21 protein-coding genes are annotated in these 19,224 nt (G+C 56.8%); 9 read left to right on the top strand and 12 right to left on the bottom strand.

What is annotated here, in order from left to right; all coding sequences use genetic code 11:
* Positions 1–96: 96 nt before the first annotated feature.
* Both F3J36_RS11860 and F3J36_RS11855 read left to right on the top strand, forming a co-directional pair.
* Positions 97–426, top strand: a complete 330-nt coding sequence (locus F3J36_RS11860) for a DUF485 domain-containing protein (protein WP_058757546.1) — start codon at positions 97–99, stop codon at positions 424–426.
* Positions 423–2,075 carry a cation acetate symporter gene (locus tag F3J36_RS11855; protein WP_021507822.1) on the top strand — a complete coding sequence of 551 codons (1,653 nt, stop codon included), beginning with the start codon at positions 423–425 and terminating at the stop codon, positions 2,073–2,075. Before F3J36_RS11860 ends, F3J36_RS11855 begins: the two co-directional genes overlap by 4 nt.
* A gap of 127 nt (positions 2,076–2,202) precedes the next feature.
* Here the strand turns inward: F3J36_RS11855 and F3J36_RS11850 are convergent, their stop codons facing one another.
* The 3 genes from F3J36_RS11850 to F3J36_RS11840 all read right to left on the bottom strand — a co-directional run bounded on the left by F3J36_RS11850 (position 2,203) and on the right by F3J36_RS11840 (position 4,025).
* Entirely contained in the window at positions 2,203–2,748 is a 546-nt protein-coding gene (locus F3J36_RS11850; RefSeq protein WP_166719764.1) for a YfaZ family outer membrane protein, read from the bottom strand.
* A gap of 163 nt (positions 2,749–2,911) precedes the next feature.
* A complete protein-coding gene (locus tag F3J36_RS11845) occupies positions 2,912–3,607 on the bottom strand; it encodes an LrgB family protein (protein ID WP_021507825.1) in 696 nt (231 codons plus the stop codon).
* The gene (locus tag F3J36_RS11840) at positions 3,600–4,025 is read right to left on the bottom strand and encodes a CidA/LrgA family protein (protein ID WP_166719763.1); all 426 of its coding nucleotides are present in this window, start codon (positions 4,023–4,025) and stop codon (positions 3,600–3,602) included. The genes F3J36_RS11845 and F3J36_RS11840 overlap by 8 nt, the downstream gene beginning before the upstream one ends.
* A gap of 103 nt (positions 4,026–4,128) precedes the next feature.
* Between F3J36_RS11840 and F3J36_RS11835 the strand changes: the two genes are divergently transcribed.
* On the top strand, positions 4,129–5,031 hold the full coding sequence (locus tag F3J36_RS11835) for a LysR family transcriptional regulator (protein ID WP_021507827.1): 903 nt from the start codon (positions 4,129–4,131) through the stop codon (positions 5,029–5,031).
* Positions 5,032–5,091: 60 nt separating this feature from the next.
* Here F3J36_RS11835 and F3J36_RS11830 read toward each other — a convergent pair whose 3' ends face one another.
* The 4 genes from F3J36_RS11830 to soxR all read right to left on the bottom strand — a co-directional run bounded on the left by F3J36_RS11830 (position 5,092) and on the right by soxR (position 9,772).
* Entirely contained in the window at positions 5,092–6,741 is a 1,650-nt protein-coding gene (locus F3J36_RS11830) for a Na+/H+ antiporter (protein WP_021507828.1), read from the bottom strand.
* Positions 6,742–6,877: 136 nt separating this feature from the next.
* Positions 6,878–8,227, bottom strand: a complete 1,350-nt coding sequence (locus F3J36_RS11825) for an NCS2 family permease (RefSeq protein ID WP_058757550.1) — start codon at positions 8,225–8,227, stop codon at positions 6,878–6,880.
* 356 nt (positions 8,228–8,583) lie between these two features.
* Positions 8,584–9,252 (bottom strand): glutathione S-transferase family protein, encoded by a 669-nt coding sequence (locus tag F3J36_RS11820; RefSeq protein ID WP_166719762.1) that lies wholly within the window; start codon positions 9,250–9,252, stop codon positions 8,584–8,586.
* A gap of 43 nt (positions 9,253–9,295) precedes the next feature.
* On the bottom strand, positions 9,296–9,772 hold the full coding sequence (gene soxR, locus F3J36_RS11815) for a redox-sensitive transcriptional activator SoxR (RefSeq protein WP_021507832.1): 477 nt from the start codon (positions 9,770–9,772) through the stop codon (positions 9,296–9,298).
* Between the two features lie 99 nt (positions 9,773–9,871).
* Between soxR and soxS the strand changes: the two genes are divergently transcribed.
* Together soxS and F3J36_RS11805 are read left to right on the top strand one after the other, a co-directional pair.
* Positions 9,872–10,300 (top strand): superoxide response transcriptional regulator SoxS, encoded by a 429-nt coding sequence (gene soxS, locus F3J36_RS11810; RefSeq protein ID WP_058757551.1) that lies wholly within the window; start codon positions 9,872–9,874, stop codon positions 10,298–10,300.
* 244 nt (positions 10,301–10,544) lie between these two features.
* Positions 10,545–10,826, top strand: a complete 282-nt coding sequence (locus tag F3J36_RS11805; protein ID WP_058770027.1) for a YjcB family protein — start codon at positions 10,545–10,547, stop codon at positions 10,824–10,826.
* A gap of 54 nt (positions 10,827–10,880) precedes the next feature.
* Here the strand turns inward: F3J36_RS11805 and F3J36_RS11800 are convergent, their stop codons facing one another.
* Both F3J36_RS11800 and F3J36_RS11795 read right to left on the bottom strand, forming a co-directional pair.
* Complete coding sequence (locus tag F3J36_RS11800) at positions 10,881–11,831, bottom strand: ATP-grasp fold amidoligase family protein (protein WP_031279756.1); 951 nt, start codon at positions 11,829–11,831, stop codon at positions 10,881–10,883.
* 8 nt (positions 11,832–11,839) lie between these two features.
* On the bottom strand, positions 11,840–13,096 hold the full coding sequence (locus F3J36_RS11795) for a polysaccharide biosynthesis C-terminal domain-containing protein (RefSeq protein ID WP_058757552.1): 1,257 nt from the start codon (positions 13,094–13,096) through the stop codon (positions 11,840–11,842).
* A gap of 527 nt (positions 13,097–13,623) precedes the next feature.
* On the opposite strand from F3J36_RS11795, the gene F3J36_RS11790 reads away from it, so the two are divergent.
* Positions 13,624–14,019, top strand: a complete 396-nt coding sequence (locus F3J36_RS11790; RefSeq protein ID WP_031279757.1) for a transposase — start codon at positions 13,624–13,626, stop codon at positions 14,017–14,019.
* A 909-nt stretch (positions 14,020–14,928) separates the two neighbouring features.
* Here the strand turns inward: F3J36_RS11790 and F3J36_RS11785 are convergent.
* Both F3J36_RS11785 and F3J36_RS11780 read right to left on the bottom strand, forming a co-directional pair.
* Complete coding sequence (locus F3J36_RS11785; protein WP_104093916.1) at positions 14,929–15,882, bottom strand: DMT family transporter; 954 nt, start codon at positions 15,880–15,882, stop codon at positions 14,929–14,931.
* Between the two features lie 72 nt (positions 15,883–15,954).
* Entirely contained in the window at positions 15,955–16,785 is an 831-nt protein-coding gene (locus tag F3J36_RS11780; protein ID WP_166719761.1) for an AraC family transcriptional regulator, read from the bottom strand.
* A gap of 125 nt (positions 16,786–16,910) precedes the next feature.
* Here F3J36_RS11780 and F3J36_RS11775 point away from each other — a divergent pair, with 125 nt between their 5' ends.
* From F3J36_RS11775 to F3J36_RS11765, 3 genes are all read left to right on the top strand, one after another.
* A complete protein-coding gene (locus F3J36_RS11775) occupies positions 16,911–17,438 on the top strand; it encodes an isochorismatase family protein (protein WP_166719760.1) in 528 nt (175 codons plus the stop codon).
* A gap of 73 nt (positions 17,439–17,511) precedes the next feature.
* The gene (locus F3J36_RS11770) at positions 17,512–17,955 is read left to right on the top strand and encodes an antitoxin Xre/MbcA/ParS toxin-binding domain-containing protein (RefSeq protein ID WP_058757556.1); all 444 of its coding nucleotides are present in this window, start codon (positions 17,512–17,514) and stop codon (positions 17,953–17,955) included.
* Complete coding sequence (locus tag F3J36_RS11765; protein WP_132465737.1) at positions 17,952–18,416, top strand: RES domain-containing protein; 465 nt, start codon at positions 17,952–17,954, stop codon at positions 18,414–18,416. Before F3J36_RS11770 ends, F3J36_RS11765 begins: the two co-directional genes overlap by 4 nt.
* A gap of 51 nt (positions 18,417–18,467) precedes the next feature.
* On the opposite strand, the gene ssb1 is transcribed toward F3J36_RS11765, so the two are convergent.
* Positions 18,468–19,010 (bottom strand): single-stranded DNA-binding protein SSB1, encoded by a 543-nt coding sequence (ssb1, locus tag F3J36_RS11760; protein WP_166719759.1) that lies wholly within the window; start codon positions 19,008–19,010, stop codon positions 18,468–18,470.
* Positions 19,011–19,224 lie beyond the last annotated feature (214 nt).

Below are 19,224 nucleotides of genomic sequence, written 5' to 3'. Positions count from 1 at the left end.
TTTTCACCATCGCACAACCTTTATAACTAGAATATTCAGCCAGTTAAATCACGTTGCCGTGAGTTTCCTGTCTGCCTTGCCTCTGGAGAAAATGTGATGAACGAAGCCCTGAACCAACAGGAAGCCGTCTGGCAACAAATCGAAAGCAATCCGCGTTTTCAGGAGCTGGTGCACAAACGTCAGTCGTTTGCGCTGCTGCTCAGCCTCATCATGCTGATACTGTACGTCGGCTTTATTCTGCTGATTGCCTTCGCGCCCGGCTGGCTCGGCACGCCCTTGCACGCCGGCACCAATGTGACGCGCGGCATCCCCATCGGCGTCGGCCTGATTGTGGTGTCGTTTCTGCTGACCGGCGTTTATGTCTGGCGCGCCAACGGCGAGTTTGATCGTCTGACCAAACAGATTGTCAGCGAGGTGAAATCATGAAGCGCCTGCTCTCCGCCTCGCTGGCTATCGTACCAGCCAGCGTATTTGCCGCCGATGCCATTACCGGCGCGGTGCAAAAACAGGCCACCAACTACGAAGCGATCATCATGTTCGTGGTCTTCGTGGCAGCCACGCTCGGCATTACTTACTGGGCGTCCAAACGCACCCGCTCGCGCAGCGATTACTACACTGCCGGCGGCAACATCACCGGTTTCCAGAATGGCCTGGCGATGGCCGGTGACTTTATGTCGGCCGCCTCGTTTCTCGGTATCTCCGCGCTGGTCTACACCTCCGGCTACGACGGGCTGATCTACTCGCTCGGCTTCCTCGTCGGCTGGCCCATGATTCTGTTCCTGATTGCCGAACGCCTGCGCAACCTGGGCCGCTATACCTTTGCCGATGTGGCGTCCTATCGCCTGCAGCAAAAGCCCATCCGCACCCTTTCCGCCTGCGGTTCGCTGGTGGTGGTGGCGCTGTATCTGATTGCGCAGATGGTGGGGGCCGGTAAGCTGATCCAGCTGCTGTTCGGTCTCGACTACCACATCGCCGTGGTGCTGGTCGGCATTCTGATGGTGCTATACGTGCTGTTTGGCGGCATGCTGGCCACCACCTGGGTGCAGATTATCAAAGCGGTGCTGCTGCTGTTTGGTGCCAGCTTCATGGCCATCATGGTGATGAAAGCCACCGGTTTCAGCTTTAATACGCTGTTTACCGAGGCGATGGCGGTGCACCCGAAAGGAAGCGCGATCATGCAGCCAGGCGGTCTGGTGAAAGACCCGATCTCCGCGCTGTCGCTCGGTCTGGGCCTGATGTTTGGCACCGCCGGCCTGCCGCATATTCTGATGCGTTTCTTTACCGTCGCCGATGCGCGGGAAGCACGCAAAAGCGTGTTCTGGGCCACCGGCTTTATGGGCTACTTCTACTTCCTGACCTTTATTATCGGCTTCGGCGCGATTCTGCTGGTCGGCGCTAATCCGGCCTTCAAAGACGCCAGCGGCGCGCTGATTGGCGGCACTAACATGGCGGCAGTGCATCTCTCCAATGCGGTCGGCGGTAGCCTGTTCCTCGGCTTTATCTCGGCGGTAGCCTTCGCCACCATTCTGGCGGTAGTGGCCGGACTGACGCTGGCCGGTGCTTCGGCGGTGTCGCATGACCTGTATGCCAGCGTGATCCGTAAAGGTCAGGCCACCGAGCGTGAAGAGTTACGGGTGTCGAAAATTACCGTGCTGGTGCTGGGCGTGGTGGCGATTGCGCTGGGGATTCTGTTTGAGAAACAGAACATTGCCTTCATGGTCGGCCTGGCGTTCTCGATTGCCGCCAGCTGTAACTTCCCGATTATTTTGCTGTCGATGTACTGGTCAAAACTGACCACGCGCGGCGCCATGGTGGGAGGCTGGCTGGGCCTGCTGACGGCGGTGGTGCTGATGATTCTCGGCCCGACCATTTGGGTGCAGGTACTGGGACACGCAACGCCAGTCTATCCGTATGAGTATCCGGCGCTGTTCTCGATGCTGGTCGCGTTTGTCGGCACCTGGCTGTTTTCCATTACCGATCATTCCCAGCAGGGGGCGCTGGAGCGGGCGAAATTCCGCGGACAGTTTATCCGTTCACAGACGGGCGTCGGGATTTCGCAGGGGAAAGCGCATTAAGATTGAAGCAGTGCGGTGATTGACCAGGTCGCCATGAACGTAGTGCGGTGATTGACCAGGTCGCCATAAATGGCGACCCTACGGGGAGTTTCGTAGGGTGCGCATTCATGCGCACCTGGTCCCGTCATCAGAAACGCAGCGACGCACCGACGTACGGGCCGTCGACCAGCACGTTATCTTTACGGTCGCCTTTGTTGTTCAGCTCAATGTACTGATAGCCAACGCGCAGGTTCAGCAGCGAAATCGGCGTAAAGCTCAGGCCGCCTGAGGCTTCTTTATAGCTGTCCAGACGATCGGAGAACGCTTCCGGCGCATAGTAATATTCGCCGTACAGGCCCCACATGCTGTTGAAGTTATACTGCGCACCGGCACCCAGCGCCACGGTGAAGCCATCACGGCCATCTTCCGGATGGGTGAACAGCGCTTTCGCCGTCGGTGCCACGCGGAAATCACCCACATCCAGGTTATAACCCATACCAAGGCCGTAGGTGCTGCCGTCGTGATCGCTGCGCAGCCAGTTGCCTTTCAGAAACAGACCCGGTGAAGCGGTGCCGAGGCCAAGGTTCAGGTTGGTGCTGTGCTCACCCACGTCAACACTGCCCTCAATCGCCTGCGCGCCGCCGCTCAGCAGTGCCAGACCTAAAAGGCTTCCCGTAACAAGTTGCTTAAACATAACAATCCACTCCATGAAGGACACATAATTCGGCGCAAAGGGTAAACAGCGCGGCGACGTGACACAACTTTATTTGGAAAGCTTTACGTAAAAATGGGTTACAGCGGGCAGAAACTGACCGCATCCGATAACACGCAGGACGATGCGGGCGCCGATTTGCCCGTCAGGCATGCCACAACAGCTGTCCCAGCAGCGGGGCCAGCAGCACCGTGAGCACGCCGGAGAGCATCATCACCAGGCTGGAGACCACGCCCTCCTGCTGGCCGAGCTGATAAGCGCGTGCCGTGCCGGCACCGTGCGAGGCCGCGCCAAAGCCGGCGCCTTTCGCCACGCCCTGCTTAATCGCGATCCGTAAAAACAGCACGTCGCCCACCGCCATGCCAAACACGCCGGTAATCACCACGAACAGCGCGACTAAATCGGGCTGGCCGCCAATCGGCTGGGCCGCTGCCAGCGCAAAAGGCGTGGTGATGGAGCGCACCGCCAGGCTGCGCTGGATGCTCTCCGGTAACGTCAGCAACCGCGCCAGCCACACCGAACTGCACACGGCCACCAGCGTGGCGGTGATCACGCCCACGCTCAGCGACAGCCAGTGGCGGCGGATAATGTGCAGGTTTTCGTAAACCGGCACCGCAAAAGCCAGCGTCGCCGGACCCAGCAGCCACAGCAGCCAGTGGCTTTCGGCGATGTAATCCTGCCAGCTGACGTGCGTCAGCAGCAGCAGCGCCACCAGCACCAGCGGCGTTAACACCAGCGGCATCAGCAGCAGTGTGGGCCTGCGCCGGTACAGGCGTTTATTGAGGTAGTAAACCAGCAGCGTCAGCGCCAGACACAACAGGCTAATGATAAAGTCAGTCACGATTGCCCTGCTTACGCGCCGCGCGCGCCAGTTCGAAGCGGTATAAGCGGTCGACCACCAGTGAGGTGGCCGCCAGCACCATCAGCGTACTGACGGCGATCACCACACAGATGCGCCAGCCTTCACTGCGCAGCAGGTCGCTGTAATTCACCACCGCCACCACCGCCGGAATAAAAAACAGCAGCATTTCGGCCAGCAGCCAGTTGGCCCCGGCTTTGACCCAGCGCAGCGGCACGATACCGCTGACGATCAACAGTAACAGCAACACCATACCCACGACGTTGGCCGGTAACGGCAGATGCAGCCAGCTCACCAGCTGACCACTGGCAACGAACAGGGCGATATACAGCACCAGCTGCAGCGGCACCGTGACGCGTTGCAGGATATCCGTGGTGCGCGGACGAAGCGCGGACGCCATTTCTCTCTTCCCCCCTCAAAATTCAGGGTTTCAGTATAAATCCGCGCCAGAGTGTGAAAGAAATGAATTAAAATTATTCAAACTATGCCAAAAAGGAATGTTTATGGACGTGCGTGCGCTGCGATATTTTACCGAAGTGGTGCGTCAGCAGAGCTTTACCCGCGCGGCGGAGAAGCTGTTCGTCACGCAACCCACCATCAGCAAAATGCTGCGCCAGCTGGAAGAAGAGCTGGGCTGCACGCTGCTGCTGCGCGAGGGACGCAAGCTGCATCTCACCGACAGCGGCCAGGCGGTATATCAGCGCGGCCTGGCGATTTTGCAGGAGTTTCATCAGCTGGAGGCGCAAATCAGTGACATCAACCAGCTGAAAACCGGTGAGCTGCGGCTGGGCATTCCGCCGATGGTCGGCATGCAGATTGCCGGATCGATCTCCGCGTTCCGCCGCCGCTATCCCGGCGTACAGCTGAAAATCTCCGAATTTGGTGGCCTGACGGTGCAGCAGGCGGTACTGAGCGGCGGGCTGGATATTGCGCTGACCGCCCTGCCGATTGATGCGGAGCTGCCGCTGAACACGCTTGAACTGATGCGCCATCCGCTGTGCGTGCTGCTGCCGCGCAGCGCGCGCTGGCTCAACCGCACCAGCCTGACGCTGGCCGAGCTGGCTCAGCATCCCCTGCTGATCCTCAACGAAGAGTTTTCGCTTAACCGCCAGCTGATGAAAGCGTTTCAGCGCCAGGGAGTGATGCCGGATATCGCGCTGCGTAGCGCGCAGTGGGATTTTCTTGCCGCGATGGTGCAGGCGGATATGGGGCTGGCGATCCTGCCGGAGCCGATCTGCCAGCGGCTGGATAAACAGGCCTTGCTGTGGCTGCCGCTGGAGTCGGAGCTGCAGTGGCGTCTGGGGCTAATCTGGCGCGAAGGCAGTTATCTGTCGCGCAGCGCGCAGGCGTGGATTGCCTGCTGCCGTGAACACTGGCCGGATAACGCGCCACGGCTATCGCTGTAACAAAGCGGCCGCCCTGTCTGTCAGGCGGCCGCGGGATCGGAGAGCAGCAAAACGCGGCGGCTATTCCTCTTTCTCTATCAGCAGCGCTTCCAGCAGGTCGAGATCGCGCAGCAGGCGCTGCATGGTCTCGTTGGAGATCTGCTGAGTGGCGCGCAGATGATAAACCTCGGCACGCTCGGCGCGCAGCGCGGTCAGGCGGAAACGGCGCTCCAGATTTTCCGCAAACAGCGCCTGTTCCATATCATCTTTGCCATCGACGCGACGACGCAGATTACCAATCACCCGCAGGCTGACCTCTTTCAGCAGCTCAGGATCGATGTTCTCTTCAGCGTCGTTTTCCAGCCGCTGCTCCATTTTGTGCAGGCTTTCGATCGCCACGCCGGCCATCGCAGCACGCGCGCTCTGGATTTCGCGACGGTGCCCCACTTTGTCGTGGCTCTCCATGCCGCGCAGCAGAATCGGCAGCAGAATCACGCCGACAAACAGCGAGAACAGAATCACGCCGGTGGCGATAAACACCAGTTCGTAGCGCGCCGGAAAAGGTTCGCCATTGCTGAGGAACAGCGGAATCGACAGCACACCGGCCAGGGTGATAGCACCGCGCACGCCGGCAAAAGAGGCGATCAGCAGTTCACGCAGCGAGTAGCTGGAAAACTCCAGCGGCTTCTTCTTCAGCAGGCGCAGGCTGGTGCGCTTCATGATCCACAGCCAGCCGAAGCGCACGATCATCAGCGCCGCATAGACCAGCCCGACGTCAGCGAACAGCATCCACAGCTCGACGTTAGGATCGGCGTTCGCCTGAGCAATCGAGGTGGAGAGAATGTCCGGCAGCTGCAGGCCCAGCATCAGGAACACCATGCCGTTGAACACAAACTCCAGCATCTGCCATACGCTGTTGGCGCGCAGGCGCATTGCCAGCGGTGCCTGACGGATGATGCCGGAACGGGTGATGGTCATACCGGCCGCTACCGCCGCCAGAATGCCGGAGACGCCGAGGTGTTCAGCAATCAGATAAGAGGCGAACGGCAGCAGCAGCAGCAGTACGGTTTGCGTTGCCGGATCGTCACCGCTCCAGCGGCTGAGCAGGCGCAGCGAACGGCCATACAGCCAGCAAACGGCGACACCTGCCACCAGGCCGCCAATCGCCACTTTAAGGAATTCGACGCTGGCGCCGCCCCAGGTGAACACCATGGTGCCCATCGCCACCGCGACGGCAAACTTGAGTGACACCAGGCCCGACGCGTCATTCATCAGCGCCTCGCCCTGGACAATCGACATGATCTTTTTCGGGATGCGCCCTTCGCCGACGATGCCGGAGAGCGCCACCGCATCGGTCGGAGACAGCACCGCCGCCAGCGCGAACGCCGGAATCAGCGGAATGCCCGGCACCAGCCAGTAAATCAGGTAGCCGATACCGACCACGGTAATCAGCACCAGCACCAGCGCCAGGCCGATAATTTCACGGCCGTGATGCAGAAACTCGTTGATCGGTGTTTTCCAGCCATCGGCAAACAGCAGCGGCGGAATAAACAGCACGAGGAACAGTTCGGGGTCAAAATCGACGTGCAGACCAAAGGTTGGCCAGGCCAGCAGCGCGCCGGCCGCGATCTGTACCAGCGGGAGCGGGATCTGAAACGGCAGGATACGTGCCGCAACGCCGGACAGCGAAACCACCAGCGTCATGATGAGAATAGTAAAGAAGATTTCCATGCTTTCCTTAGGCGAATCATATTAATCGAAGCGATGTTGCGTCGGAAAGTGTAAAACAAAACGCCGCCCGGCGGGGCTACCCGATGTGCGGCGTGTGCGATAAAGAGAATAATCCGGACTGACGCCCGGATTGCGGTCAGATAGCCCAGCCGCCCGCGTAGAACGCCACCAGCGCCACAGCAATCACCACCGTGCCAGCGTTGAGCTTGCGCCACTCGCCGGCAAACAGGCGGCCAATCACCAGCGCGGCAAAGCCGAGCATGATGCCGGTGACGATGTTGCAGGTCAGTACGATGAATACCGCCGTCAGCAGGCCAGACATCGCATCGACGAAATCATTGAAGTCGATTTTGGCCACGTTGCTCAGCATCAGCAGGCCGACATACATCAGCGCGGGTGCGGTGGCATAGGCTGGAACCAGATAAGCCAGCGGCGACATAAACAGAATCAGCAGGAACAACAGACCCACGACAATCGCTGTCAGGCCGGTTTTACCGCCGGCGGCAGTACCCGCAGCGGACTCGATATACACTGCGGCGGGCGAGGCACCCACCAGTCCGGCAAACAGGCTGCTGATAGAGTCGGTGGTCAGCGCGCGACCGCCATTGATAATCTGGCCCTCTTTATCCAGCAGGTTCGCCTGCCCGGCCACCGCACGAATGGTGCCGGTGGCGTCAAACACCGCGGTCATCACCAGCGCCAGCACGCTCGGCAATACCACCGGCTGCAGCGCGCCCATGATATCCAGGCTAAACATTGCCGACTGGCCGCTGGCATCACGCAGGCTCGGCATGGCAAACAGCCCCTGCCACTTTACCGCCGGGTCGAAAATCAACCCAAGCAGCGAAATCGCAATGATGGTCAGCAGAATGCCGCCCGGTACCCGTCGTTTTTCCAGACCAAAAATCGCCGCCAGCCCGATCAGCGCCATAATCACCGGGAAAGAGGTGAAGTGACCAAGCGCCACCGGCAGGCCTGCCGCCGGGTTTTTTACCACCAGACCAATGCCATCGGCGGCAATCAGCAGCAGAAACAGGCCGATACCGACGCCGGTACCGTGCGCCACGCCCATCGGCAGGTTACGCAGAATCCACGCGCGAATGCCGGTCACGGAAATCAGCGTGAACAGCAGGCCCATCAGGAAGACCGCGCCCAGCGCCACCGGCACGCTAATGTGCTGGCCCAGTACCAGGCTGAACGCGGTGAAGGCGGTCAGGGAGATGGCACAACCAATCGCCATCGGCAGGTTGGCCCACAGTCCCATGATGAGGGAGCCAAAGCTGGCCACCAGACAGGTGGCGACAAACACCGCCGTCGGTGAGAAGCCCGCTTTACCGAGCATGCCAGGCACCACGATGACCGAATAGACCATCGCTAAAAAGGTGGTGAGGCCAGCCAGCACTTCCTGCCGCACGCTGCTGCCGCGTGCTGAAATGTGGAACCAGGCGTCCAGTTTTCCCCTGGCCGGGCGTGATTCGCCAGACATAGTTATTCCTCTGTGTTTTTTAAGATATAGGTCACCGCGCGGCTCGCGTTTGCGCATCATCCTGGTGAAGATGTCTCAGAGAGAAAAGCAGGCAAACGATTACGTGGCCGCGTATTCCAGGTCAAAAAGGGGTGACGCGGAAAAAAGGCAAACGATTATCTGGCGTTTGGGGTGGCGTTTTCAACTGCTAATCACCTGGCAGGCAGGATAATGCGCAGCTCTGGCGCAATTATGGCTGGCGTTACGCTAGCGGGAGCAGGAAATCATGGAGGAAAAAGGCTGGCATTTCAGATGGTTTGCTGCGGTGCCGCGACAGCGCGTCGCGGCGTCCTGTTTCGTTGCGTTACCGCTGCGCCTCAGCCGTTATTGAACTGAATCGGGCCGCCCTGCTCCAGCGCGCGCTGCCACGCGGCGCGCTGCTGCATATTCTCCAGCCAGCGCGCCGTGGCGGGCATCTCACCCAGCGCGCCGCGCATCTGCAATGCCAGCAGCGGAAAACTCATCTGCACATCGGCAATACTGAAGCGTGCACCGGCAAAAAAGCGCTGCTGGCTCAGATGCTGCTCAATCACGCGCCCGTGGAGTGCCAGCTGCTTGTTCAGCCACGCTTTCTGAATGCCTTTACTCAGCGCCACGCCGGCCGGGCGCAGCAGCCATGGCACCGGCTTTTTGCCCAGTTGCGCAAACACCAGCTTCATTACCAGCAGCGGCATCAGCGAACCTTCAGCATAATGCAGCCAGTAGCGCGCCTGAATTTGCTCCTCTTCCTCATGCAGCGCCAGCAGATGCTCGCTGTCGTATTTCAGCTGCAGATATTCGAGGATGGCGCCCGATTCGGCGATCACCCGATTGCCATCGGTAATCACCGGCGATTTACCCAGCGGATGCACTTTCTTTAATTCGTCCGGCGCCAGCAGGGTATTTTCCCGCTGATAGCGTTTGATTTGATACGGCACCGCCAGCTCTTCCAGCAGCCACAGCACCCGATGAGAACGGGAGTTTTCCAGATGGTGAACGGTAATCATGCGCGATTCCTTGCTGCTAAGGGTTGGCATCTAGTATAGCGGATTAACGCTGCGGCTCGTCCTGTTGCGGATCGAGCAGGACCGCTCCGGAGCCCTGCTGTCCCAGACGGTCACCTGGATTGCGCAGCGGACAGTCGCGCATCGACAGGCAGCCGCAACCAATGCAGCCGTCAAGATCGTTGCGCAGACGCGTCAGGGTTTCGATGCGTTTATCCAGCTCTTCGCGCCAGTGCTGCGTCAGCGCGTCCCACTCCTGCGTCGACATGCGCTTATTCGCCGGCACGTGCATCAGGCTGTCGCTGACCGTCGCCAGCGGAATCCCGATGCGCTGGGCAATTTTGATGATTGCCACACGGCGCAGCACATCACGGCTGTAGCGGCGCTGATTACCGCCATTGCGCGTGCTGCTGATCAAGCCTTTGCTTTCATAAAAGTGCAGCGCCGATACCGCCACGCCGCTGCGTTTCGCCACTTCGCCCGGCGTCAGCACCGGTTTTGGGTAATTGCGTTCTTTTTTCATTTAGGGCCTTTACCTCAAGTTAACTTGAGGAATTATACTCGCACCCCAGCAAAACAGCGAATTTCAAACCAGGCGATAACCTTGCAGAAGGAACAGGCTATGATGCAACAGGAAATCATCCATTCACTGACTAACTGGATCGATCAGAATCTGGATAAAACATTGTCGATTGATGAAGTGGCGGCAAAATCGGGTTACTCGAAATGGCACCTGCAGCGTATGTTCCGTACGGTTACGAAACAAACGCTGGGTGGTTATATTCGTGAACGCCGTCTCACGCTGGCCGCCGAAGCCTTGCGTCAGACGCAGCGTCCGGTATTCGACATTGCGATGCAGTACGGCTACGACTCGCAGCAGACCTTTTCGCGCGTGTTCCGCCGTCAGTTCTCGCAAACCCCTACCGCTTACCGTCACAGCATGCGTCGCCAGGCGATGGTGCAGCGTCCGCGTCTGGTCAACTTTGACTGCAGCGAAGGCATGAACAGCTTTGCCCAGCGCACCACCGGCGAGTGCTGCCCGGTACGCTGAAGTCAGTGCGCCCCACGCGGGCGCGCCTTTCCCCTCCTCTTCACCTTCCTCCAGCCCTTTCTTTGCCTGCCATACCAGGTCTAAATTTTGTTCAAATTTTCAAATCCAGTGATATAATGTGACCCAAGTCACAGATTCAAGCTGTATGAAGACGACAGAAGGGCTTCCCTGACCTCCCTTGTCTGCCGCCAGTGATGTCCGATGAATGTCAGGGATATTACTGATCTCAAGAGGTTTTTCGCCGATGGCTACGTTAACTACCAGTCTGATCGTCATGCGTTGGGAACTGCTCAGCGCGCTAATGATGTTCTTCGCCAGCACCATGAAAATTAAATTGCGTCAGAACAGCCACCACGTGATGGCGCTGATGTGCGGCGGCGTGGGCGTAGCGATGTCATGCTGGTTCGTTACCGGTCTGCTCGGCATTACGCTGAGCATGGAAAACGTGCATAACTTTATGTCCATCACCAAAGAAGCGTTTATTCAGGTGATGAGTCAGACACCCGCCGACTGGCCAATGCCGTAAACGCGGCGCATAAAAAACCCCGCTAAGCGGGGTTTTTTATTTTGCTGTGTGATTTCAAATTTTCTTCAATACGGCTGGAAGTGGTACTTCCGGCACCGTGACGTCCGATCTCTGCGTATCGCGACGATCCTGAATCCACATATCACCCATCATCTGATTAAGCCCCCGATCCAACCCGGTGACCAGCCCGGCGCCTGGCGTGAACGTCAGCTCACCGAAGTAGATCTGTTCGCCATCGATATACCAGTCCACACGCACATAATCGAAGTCGCTAGCCAGCGTTTTACTCAGCGCCAGCGCGTGCTGCAGCTGTGGCAGCAGCGGTGACACATCCAGCCCGGTATCACGGATTTTGTGATACGCCTCGTTAAGATTGTTGACGTAAAAGTTCATCGACAGCAGCGGATTACAGCGGTTGTAGATCACCTGCAGCACATATTCAAAATTGCCGTCGCGCTTGTTGAACATGTGAAACTTGTAATCGATCGGCGCGGTTTTGCCATCGCCGATGTACTTCTCCACCAGAATGCGCGGCTTAATATAGCGATAGTGAATCTCGCGCGCCTCGTTGGCGAAGTCGGTCTTCAGCCAGCGCTGGCAGTCGCTGATAATTTGCTGTTTTTTCAGCGCATCCGGTTCTTCCAGCAGGATCTCAACCATGTTGGAGCCGTGATTCGGCTTGATAACCGTGTTCTTCCAGCTCGGCAGCGTATGCAGTGAGTGCGGATCGCTGGTCTCATAAACCAGCGGAATCAGATACTCACTGCCCACCTTTTCGGCAATGTACTCACGCACCGAAAACTTGTCCGACAGGCGGCCATAGCACTGGTAGTCGCCGTAGACGAATTTGCGATACAGCACTTTCTCATTGAACACCTTCGGCTGACGCAGGTTCGGCAGCTTACGGAATTTGTGAAAGTAGTAGATGCGATCCTGGTAAGCCCAGGGCATCTTTTTGATGAAATACTGTACGCTTCTTCTGAGTTCGTCTTTCAACCTGATCATATCTGACCTCATTTGTAGGTTTTGTAGTTGAGTGAGGAAACCTGAATTTTTTGGATGACGCCGTTTTTGAAGAAGTAATTCATTACGGTCAGGGACAGTAACTCCGTGATGAAGACGCTCCAGGCGGCACCCATGATGCCGTAGCCCTGGATCAGCCACCACGACAGCGGCAGGCTGATGACCATCAGACAAATGATCTTCTTCAACAGATAGTTAAACCCGCCCTCTTTCACCATGTAGCGATAAGCGACGGTCCCCATTGCCGAAAAGCAGGTTGCTAACGACAGTAACGTAATGAGACTTCCGGACTGTGTGTACTCGTGACCATATAAAGCGATGATGATTTTTTCGCCGTACAAGGCGATCACCGCTAATAACAGCAATGAAACTCCCATGACATAGCCGTTCAGCCGCGCGGTGAGCTTGATCGCGGCTGCTCCACGCTCGCGGAAAATCTCCGAGAAGCAGGAAGTGATGATGGCAACCGGGATAAAAATCCAGGAAGCCGAAATGGTATTCGCAGCGGCGAACAGGCCAAGGTCGCGCGCTGAGGCGATGCCCGCGAGGAACATCTGTGCGGCCTTCACCTGCACCGAGATAAAGATGCTGGAGATGGCCAGCGGCAGGCCGGCATACATCAGGTAGCGCAGGTAGGTGGTGCGCTTATCCTGCGGCGGCGCCAGATCCTGATGTTCGCGATAGAAATTGACGCGCTTGATGGCATACGGCACCAGCGTGACGGCCACAATCGAGGCGGTGAGCCACAGTGGATTGAGGTGCAGCCAGGCGATGGTGAAGCTCATGGCAAAGCCCAGCAGCAAGCCGGCCGAGTTGGCAATGGTATTGAGCCGCGACGCCAGCCGCGCATTGTTATAAACGCTGAACGTGTCCTGGGTGACAAACACCGACGAGATAAACGAGGCCAGTGCAAACGCAAGGAAGTTTTCCTGCATGTTGTACCAGACCCAAATCAACACCGGGATTGATGTCAGCAACAGCAGCACCAGGCGCATGGTCCGCGCCACGGCCATTAACCGCAGGCCTTTCGGCGCACTTTTGCTGATGCGCTTGAACAGGATGGTTTCGGTACCAAAAATCGCCACGGTTTGCACCATGGAGAACAGCGAGGTCGAAAACGCCATTTGACCAAACACCGTTGGGCCAAAGGATTTTGCCACGTAGGAGGTCACAAATATGACGCCGAATACCGAGACGATCTTCTCAGACATCATCCAGGCGGCATTAGACATTACGCTCAATTTCATTGACTGGTCCTTAGTATTACGTACAGCAACTGCTTTTCGGTACAACGTCCTTGAAATGAATTAACAAGCGCTCAGTGGGCCTGACACAATTTAATAACTTCAAACCAGGCTGGTCCGAAAAATGAGACTCGCGTCAGAGTTTAGCGATTAAATTCAGGAAAATTCCGATTAAACCTGGTGCGAAGCCCGATGGATGTAAACGATTTCAACCCGAATTCAGGACAAAAGTTCACAGGCATATCCTGAGTTTTTTGCAAGCAGGCTATGCCGAATTTCCAATGATTGTCGTATTTTTCTGCATTTGGGATGGAATGAATCTATATCAAAAACCCAGCACCAGGAAGGCGTTCAATGGCATTCAGAATAAAATAAGATTTATCCCATGATGATATTTATTCTAAATAACTTAATTTAACCCTCGCAATTCTAATCGCGCACTTTAATACTGCATTAATACCGTTTTTGCAGTACCAGATATTAATACAGTAATTCTCATCCACTAATTGATAAGAAAGGTAAGAGCATTTATGAGAAAGTCACGATATAGCGAAGAGCAAATCACAAATGCCATTAAAGCTTCTGAAACGGGAGTGAAAGTCAGGGAGATTTGTGAGGAGCTGGGCATTTCCGAGGCCACCTTCTATAGCTGGAAGAAGAAGTTCTCCGGGCTTTCTTCAGAGGAGGGTCGAAAAATCAAGGAGTTGGAGGATAAACTGCAGAACCTTACGCGCGAGCTGCAGACCCTGAGCTCCGACAAGGAGATGCTGCAAAGCGTGCTGAAAAACTTCTTCACTACGAATGAAAAGCGTCAGGCGGTCAACTTCCTGCAAACCACTTTCGACATCGGTACCCGTCGCAGCTGTCGTTTACTGGATATTAGCCGTAGCGTTTATCATTACCCTTCCGGTTCCGATAATCGCTAATACCATTGAGGCCGATGTTATATGACTTAATGCTGAGATTTGTTCTTACCAGAAGAGATGAAGATCATTAAATTCGGCATTCGCTACATAACAATTCGAACCACTTTTTCCTGATGAATGCCATCACGGAATCACTTCCTTTTTTGCGGTAAAATTGATTCACACCAGCAAAAGCCTCGCGTTTCAAGCCATTTAGACTTAGCCCAATCTCATTTTGGTGAGATTGGTGCTTAGTCTATTACTTCACGATTACTAATAATCAGACCTGATCACAGACAATTCTGTTAAGCGTTAATGAACAACATGGTGTAACCGCTCACACATTGGCTCAGTTTTAAACTGGATCTGGCCGCTGCGTTTATGATCGCTTTGGCGATCAGCGCTAGTCGGCTAACTCTTAAACCACACCAGGAATACTCCGGTTCAAAAACGTTATGATGTTTAAACTATAAAGCCGAAAAACGGTTATCCACGGTAAATACTGCGCTTAAATCCATCGTCATCTTTAATCTTTTTTTCTGGCAGGTGTTGGGAATCATTCTTAACAATACCGGTCACGCTTAAGGCTAAGGTGGCTTCTTACGCTGGAATTTCAGTGCCACAGCCGGGTAAAAATCCGACTGGCGAAGCGTTTTTTACGCGCTAAACCGGCGAATTGTTGCCCGATATGCGCTTTTTTTATCCCTCCGGAACGCTAAAAGGCAGCGAAAGTCGGCCTTTTACCGTACTGACGGCAGGGAGTTTTATAGCGGAAGAGAATGAAAACCGGGCGGCCGTAGCGCTGGTCGGTTATATAGCGTGCGCGTGGCGGCCAGCATCAGGTCACTGAGGCGGGATTATCGGCTGGTCAAATTCCTAAAATATCAGGGGAAAGCGCTGCTGAGTGGATCACTCAGCAGCGAGGCAGGGTTAAGGAAGTGCGGTCAGCCGCTGCGGTTTAATGCGCATGGCATAGATCACGCCAACGATCAGACAGCCGATACCGATGCTGGTGAGCAGCGGTGGCCAGCTCTGGCGGTAAATAAAGGTCCACAGCAGGCCAGAGAGCGTTTCGAATACGATGAGCGGCCCCATCACCACCGTTGGCAAACGCTGACTGGCGGCATTCCAGCACAGCGCCGCCAGCCATGAGCAGAACAAACCAATCGCCAGCATCAGCCAGATAAAACGCGCCGGCTGCGGGCCGAACGGCAAAGCGAAATCGGGCTGCTGCCAGTGAATCTGCAGGCTCACCAGCCCATAGAACACCAGCGCCAGCGGCAATGTCACAAGCCCCTGCGCGGTGGCCCAGCTCGACGGTTTGTGCTGAGGATGTTCGCGCAGCCAGCGCGCATTGCGCAGCGGATACCAGGTCCAGCACACCACTGCCAGCACCGCCAGCAGCAGGCCACTCAAATAGCCCCAGAGATCAAATGCCGGCCCCTGCCCGTGCAGTTCCGCCGCGTTAACGCAGCCCAGACCGGCAGCAATGATGACCAGTGCGGGCATCAGCCGGCGCCATGGCAGGCGCCCTTCGAGATGGCCGTAACAGAGGTTAGCGGTGACGGTGATCACCACCGGCAGCGTGCCGATGATCATGGTTGATACCGGTGCGCCGGTGCGCTGAATCGCGCTGGCGAGGCAGGCGTAATAGAGCAGATTGCCCACCAGCGACAGCTTCACCGCCTCCGTCCAGTCCGGACGCGTCAGCTGTTTTAGCCGGCGCCGGCTAAGCCACGCCAGCGGCAGCACCACCAGACCAAAGGCAACATAGCGACCCGCCGATTGCAACGTGCCCGGATAATCGGGTATCAGCAGCGGCCCGACAAAAATCATGCCCCACATCAGCCCCGCCGCGAGGGCAAACACTATTCCTGCAAACATACACCTTTCCTTTATCTTTAGTCCGCCACAGTGTGGCGCAGGAAAAGGTGAAAGGCTTGTAGCAGATTGCGGTTAACGTCCGCTGAACACCTGCTTTTGGTAGCGTCCCGGCGTGATGCCGTAGCGATGGGCAAACGCCCGCGTCAGATGCGCCTGGTCGGTGAGGCCAACCGCCGCCGCCACACTGGCGGCGCTCTCGCCCTGCGCCAGCCGCTGTTTGGCCTCGAACAGGCGGAAGGCCATCAGCATTTGATGGGGAGTGACGTGAAAGTGTTGTTTGAAACTGCGCAGAAAATGCCACGGCGACAGCGATACCAGCGCCGCCAGCTCCTCCAGCCGCACCGGCTCTGCCAGGTTATCGCGCAGCCAGGCTTTTACCACATCAAAGCGGTGGGCGCCTTCGCGCGGCCGCGCGACGCCCTGCTGCGCCAGCGGACGCAGCCACTCCAGCAGATCCAGCAGCGCGCCCTGCCGCTCCAGCGCACTTTGCGCCTGCCACATCTGTGCCAGCGCGTGAGAGAAAGGTTGTGCCAGACGCGCATCGGTGCGCAGCGCATCGCTGAACCACCAGTTGCGATCGCCGGTCAGCCGATCCATCTCCGCCGGATCGATATAGATCATGCGATAACGCCAGCCTTCAGCGCAGGCCGATTCACCGGTATGCAGTTCATCGGGATTCATCATCACCAGCGAATGCACCGGCGCGACATAATTGGTGCCGCGGTAGCGAAAGCGCTGCGCGCCGGATTCAATGGTGCCAATCCCGAAGGCTTCGTGGGTATGGGGCTCAAAAGCATAGCGGGAGATGTGCGCCTGATAAAGCTCAATGCCCGGCAGCTCAGCAAAGTGCTGAAACTGCGCACGATCCTGCTCACAGGGAAAGACTTCGAGAACCACCGTCACCACACACCTCCATACGCTATCAGGCAGTAAGCATGCGCGGCGCGCACCAAAAAAGCAAAGCCCAATCGCTTTACGCGCCTCCCCCTTAGCGCGACACTGGGGCCTGACCTATAAAGGAGGCGACAATGGCACAACGGGTGGTAATGGTAGTGGATATGCAAAATGGCGTGCTGGCAACGCCGCGTTACGACCGCGCCGGACGCTGCGCGCGCATTAATCAGCTGATGGCCGCCGCCGATCAGGTCATTTTTATTCAGCATAGCGGGCCGGATTTAGCCGCTGACTCCGCAGACTGGCACATAGTCGCCGAACTGGAACAACCCGCCGGCGCGCTTTACATCACCAAAACCGCCTGCGACAGCTTCTGGCAAACCGGGCTCGCGGCGCAGCTTGAACAGCATCAGATTGAAAGCTTTGTCATTTGCGGCTGCGCCACCGATTATTGCGTCGATACCACCATCAAAGTCGGGGCCAGCCTTGGCTATCACATCACCGTGGCGGCCGACGCCCACACTACCGCCGATCGCACTTATGTGTCGGCGCAGCAACTTATTAATCAGCACAACGAAGTGTGGGCGGATTTGATCATGCCGGGCAATCCGGTGCGGGTTAAAACCACGGAAGAATTACTACGGGAGTGGCGCGCGCATTAAGGGTTGCGCTATTGAAATAATCTGACAAGTGTCAATAATAGAGCATGACACTTGTCTGTATGGAGTTTTTCACATGCGAGCTTATATTCCTCAGCCTGGAGCCAATGACAACGCGCTGTGGCGGGTTGCAGGCCTGCCTCCACGTGGTATTGAGTTAACGCGTATGCTGGAAGCCGGTTTGCCGGTGGCCGTCATTGATGATATCCGTCACTGGTCGGCCATGACGCGCGCCGAAATCATGAAGGTCACAGGGATTAATGAACGCAACATTGCCCGTCGTAAAAGCACGGGTAAAAGTCTGTCACCCGACGAGAGTGAACGTGTCGCCCGCTTCGTCCGCGTGATGGATGCCGCCGTTCAGCTTTTTGCTGGTAATAAAGAAGAGGCCACCCAGTGGCTGAGCCGACCGGTGAAAGGGTTAGGCAATGTAGCCCCCATCACCTTACTGACGACGGAGAGCGGTGCGCTGGATGTGCTCGATCTGATCGGCCGTCTGGAGCACGGTGTTTTCTCGTGATTTTTTATCGGCTGACGAAGAGCCAGTATGCGGCTGAAGCCTGGTCCGGTTATGGGGCAAAACAGTATGGTGGACGCTGGAATCATAAAGGCTATCCCACCGTTTATGTTGCCACGTCGGTGTCACTGGCGGCACTGGAAGTGCTGGTCCATATCGGAAGAGAGTCGGTACTGGATGAGTACACCTTATTCAGTATCGACATCCCCGATGCTGAAGTTGCCTATCTTGCTGAAGCATTTTTACCGCCGGACTGGCGTCATGATCCAGCGCCACTGTCGACAATGGATCTCGGCACCGGCTGGCTGCAATCCGCTGAAGGTGCCGCGCTGATGCTACCTTCCACGATTATCCCGATGGAAAACAACGCCATCCTGAACCCTCTCCATCCTGCCTTTAGTGACTATCTGACGGGCGTGAAAGCATTACCGTTTATGTTTGATCGCCGCCTTATCAGGACATAAAAAAACCCTCGCAGAAGCGAGGGCTGGATGACGCGTTGATCGGTACGCCAATCAGAACGGGATATCGTCGTCGAAATCCATTGGTGGTTCGTTGTTCGCCGGTGCGCTCTGCTGCTGTGGACGCTGCTGCGCGCCGCCGCTGAACTGGTTGCCCCCACCCTGTGGCTGCTGCGGCTGGCCCCAGCCGTTATTGTTGCCGCCGCCCTGGCCGCCCATCGGTGCGCCACCGCCGCTGCCGCCCTGCTGACGACCACCCAGCATCTGCATGGTGCCGCCCACGTTCACCACCACTTCGGTGGTGTATTTGTCCTGGCCGCTCTGGTCCTGCCATTTACGGGTGCGCAGCTGGCCTTCAATGTAGACCTGCGAACCTTTACGCAGATATTCGCCGGCGACTTCAGCCAGCTTGCCGAACAGCACGACGCGGTGCCACTCGGTGATCTCTTTGTTTTCACCGGTTTGCTTGTCGCGCCAGCTCTCTGACGTGGCCAGCGTAATGTTGGCTACCGCGCCACCATTCGGCATGTAGCGCACTTCCGGATCCTGACCCAGATTCCCGACAAGAATCACTTTGTTTACGCCACGACTGGCCATGTTGCTGTCTCCCGATGAGTTGATGCTAAAAGTCTAAGCGAAAAATTGTATCACGTCACAATGACGCTTCCCACTTTCGAGCGGGATTCCAGTTTTTCGACCGTGACAGGATAGCAAAAACACTGGATATTTATTCAGTTTATTTTTTGTGCCATAATGATGCGTTTCTGCTGGTCGTGCTGGCAAGGCATGGCGAGCGTTGCCTAATCCGGGA

The sequence above is a fragment of the Pantoea sp. Cy-640 genome, from assembly GCF_011752635.1.
Classification (GTDB): domain Bacteria; phylum Pseudomonadota; class Gammaproteobacteria; order Enterobacterales; family Enterobacteriaceae; genus Pantoea; species Pantoea dispersa.
This window is presented reverse-complemented; position numbering and strand designations above follow the sequence as displayed.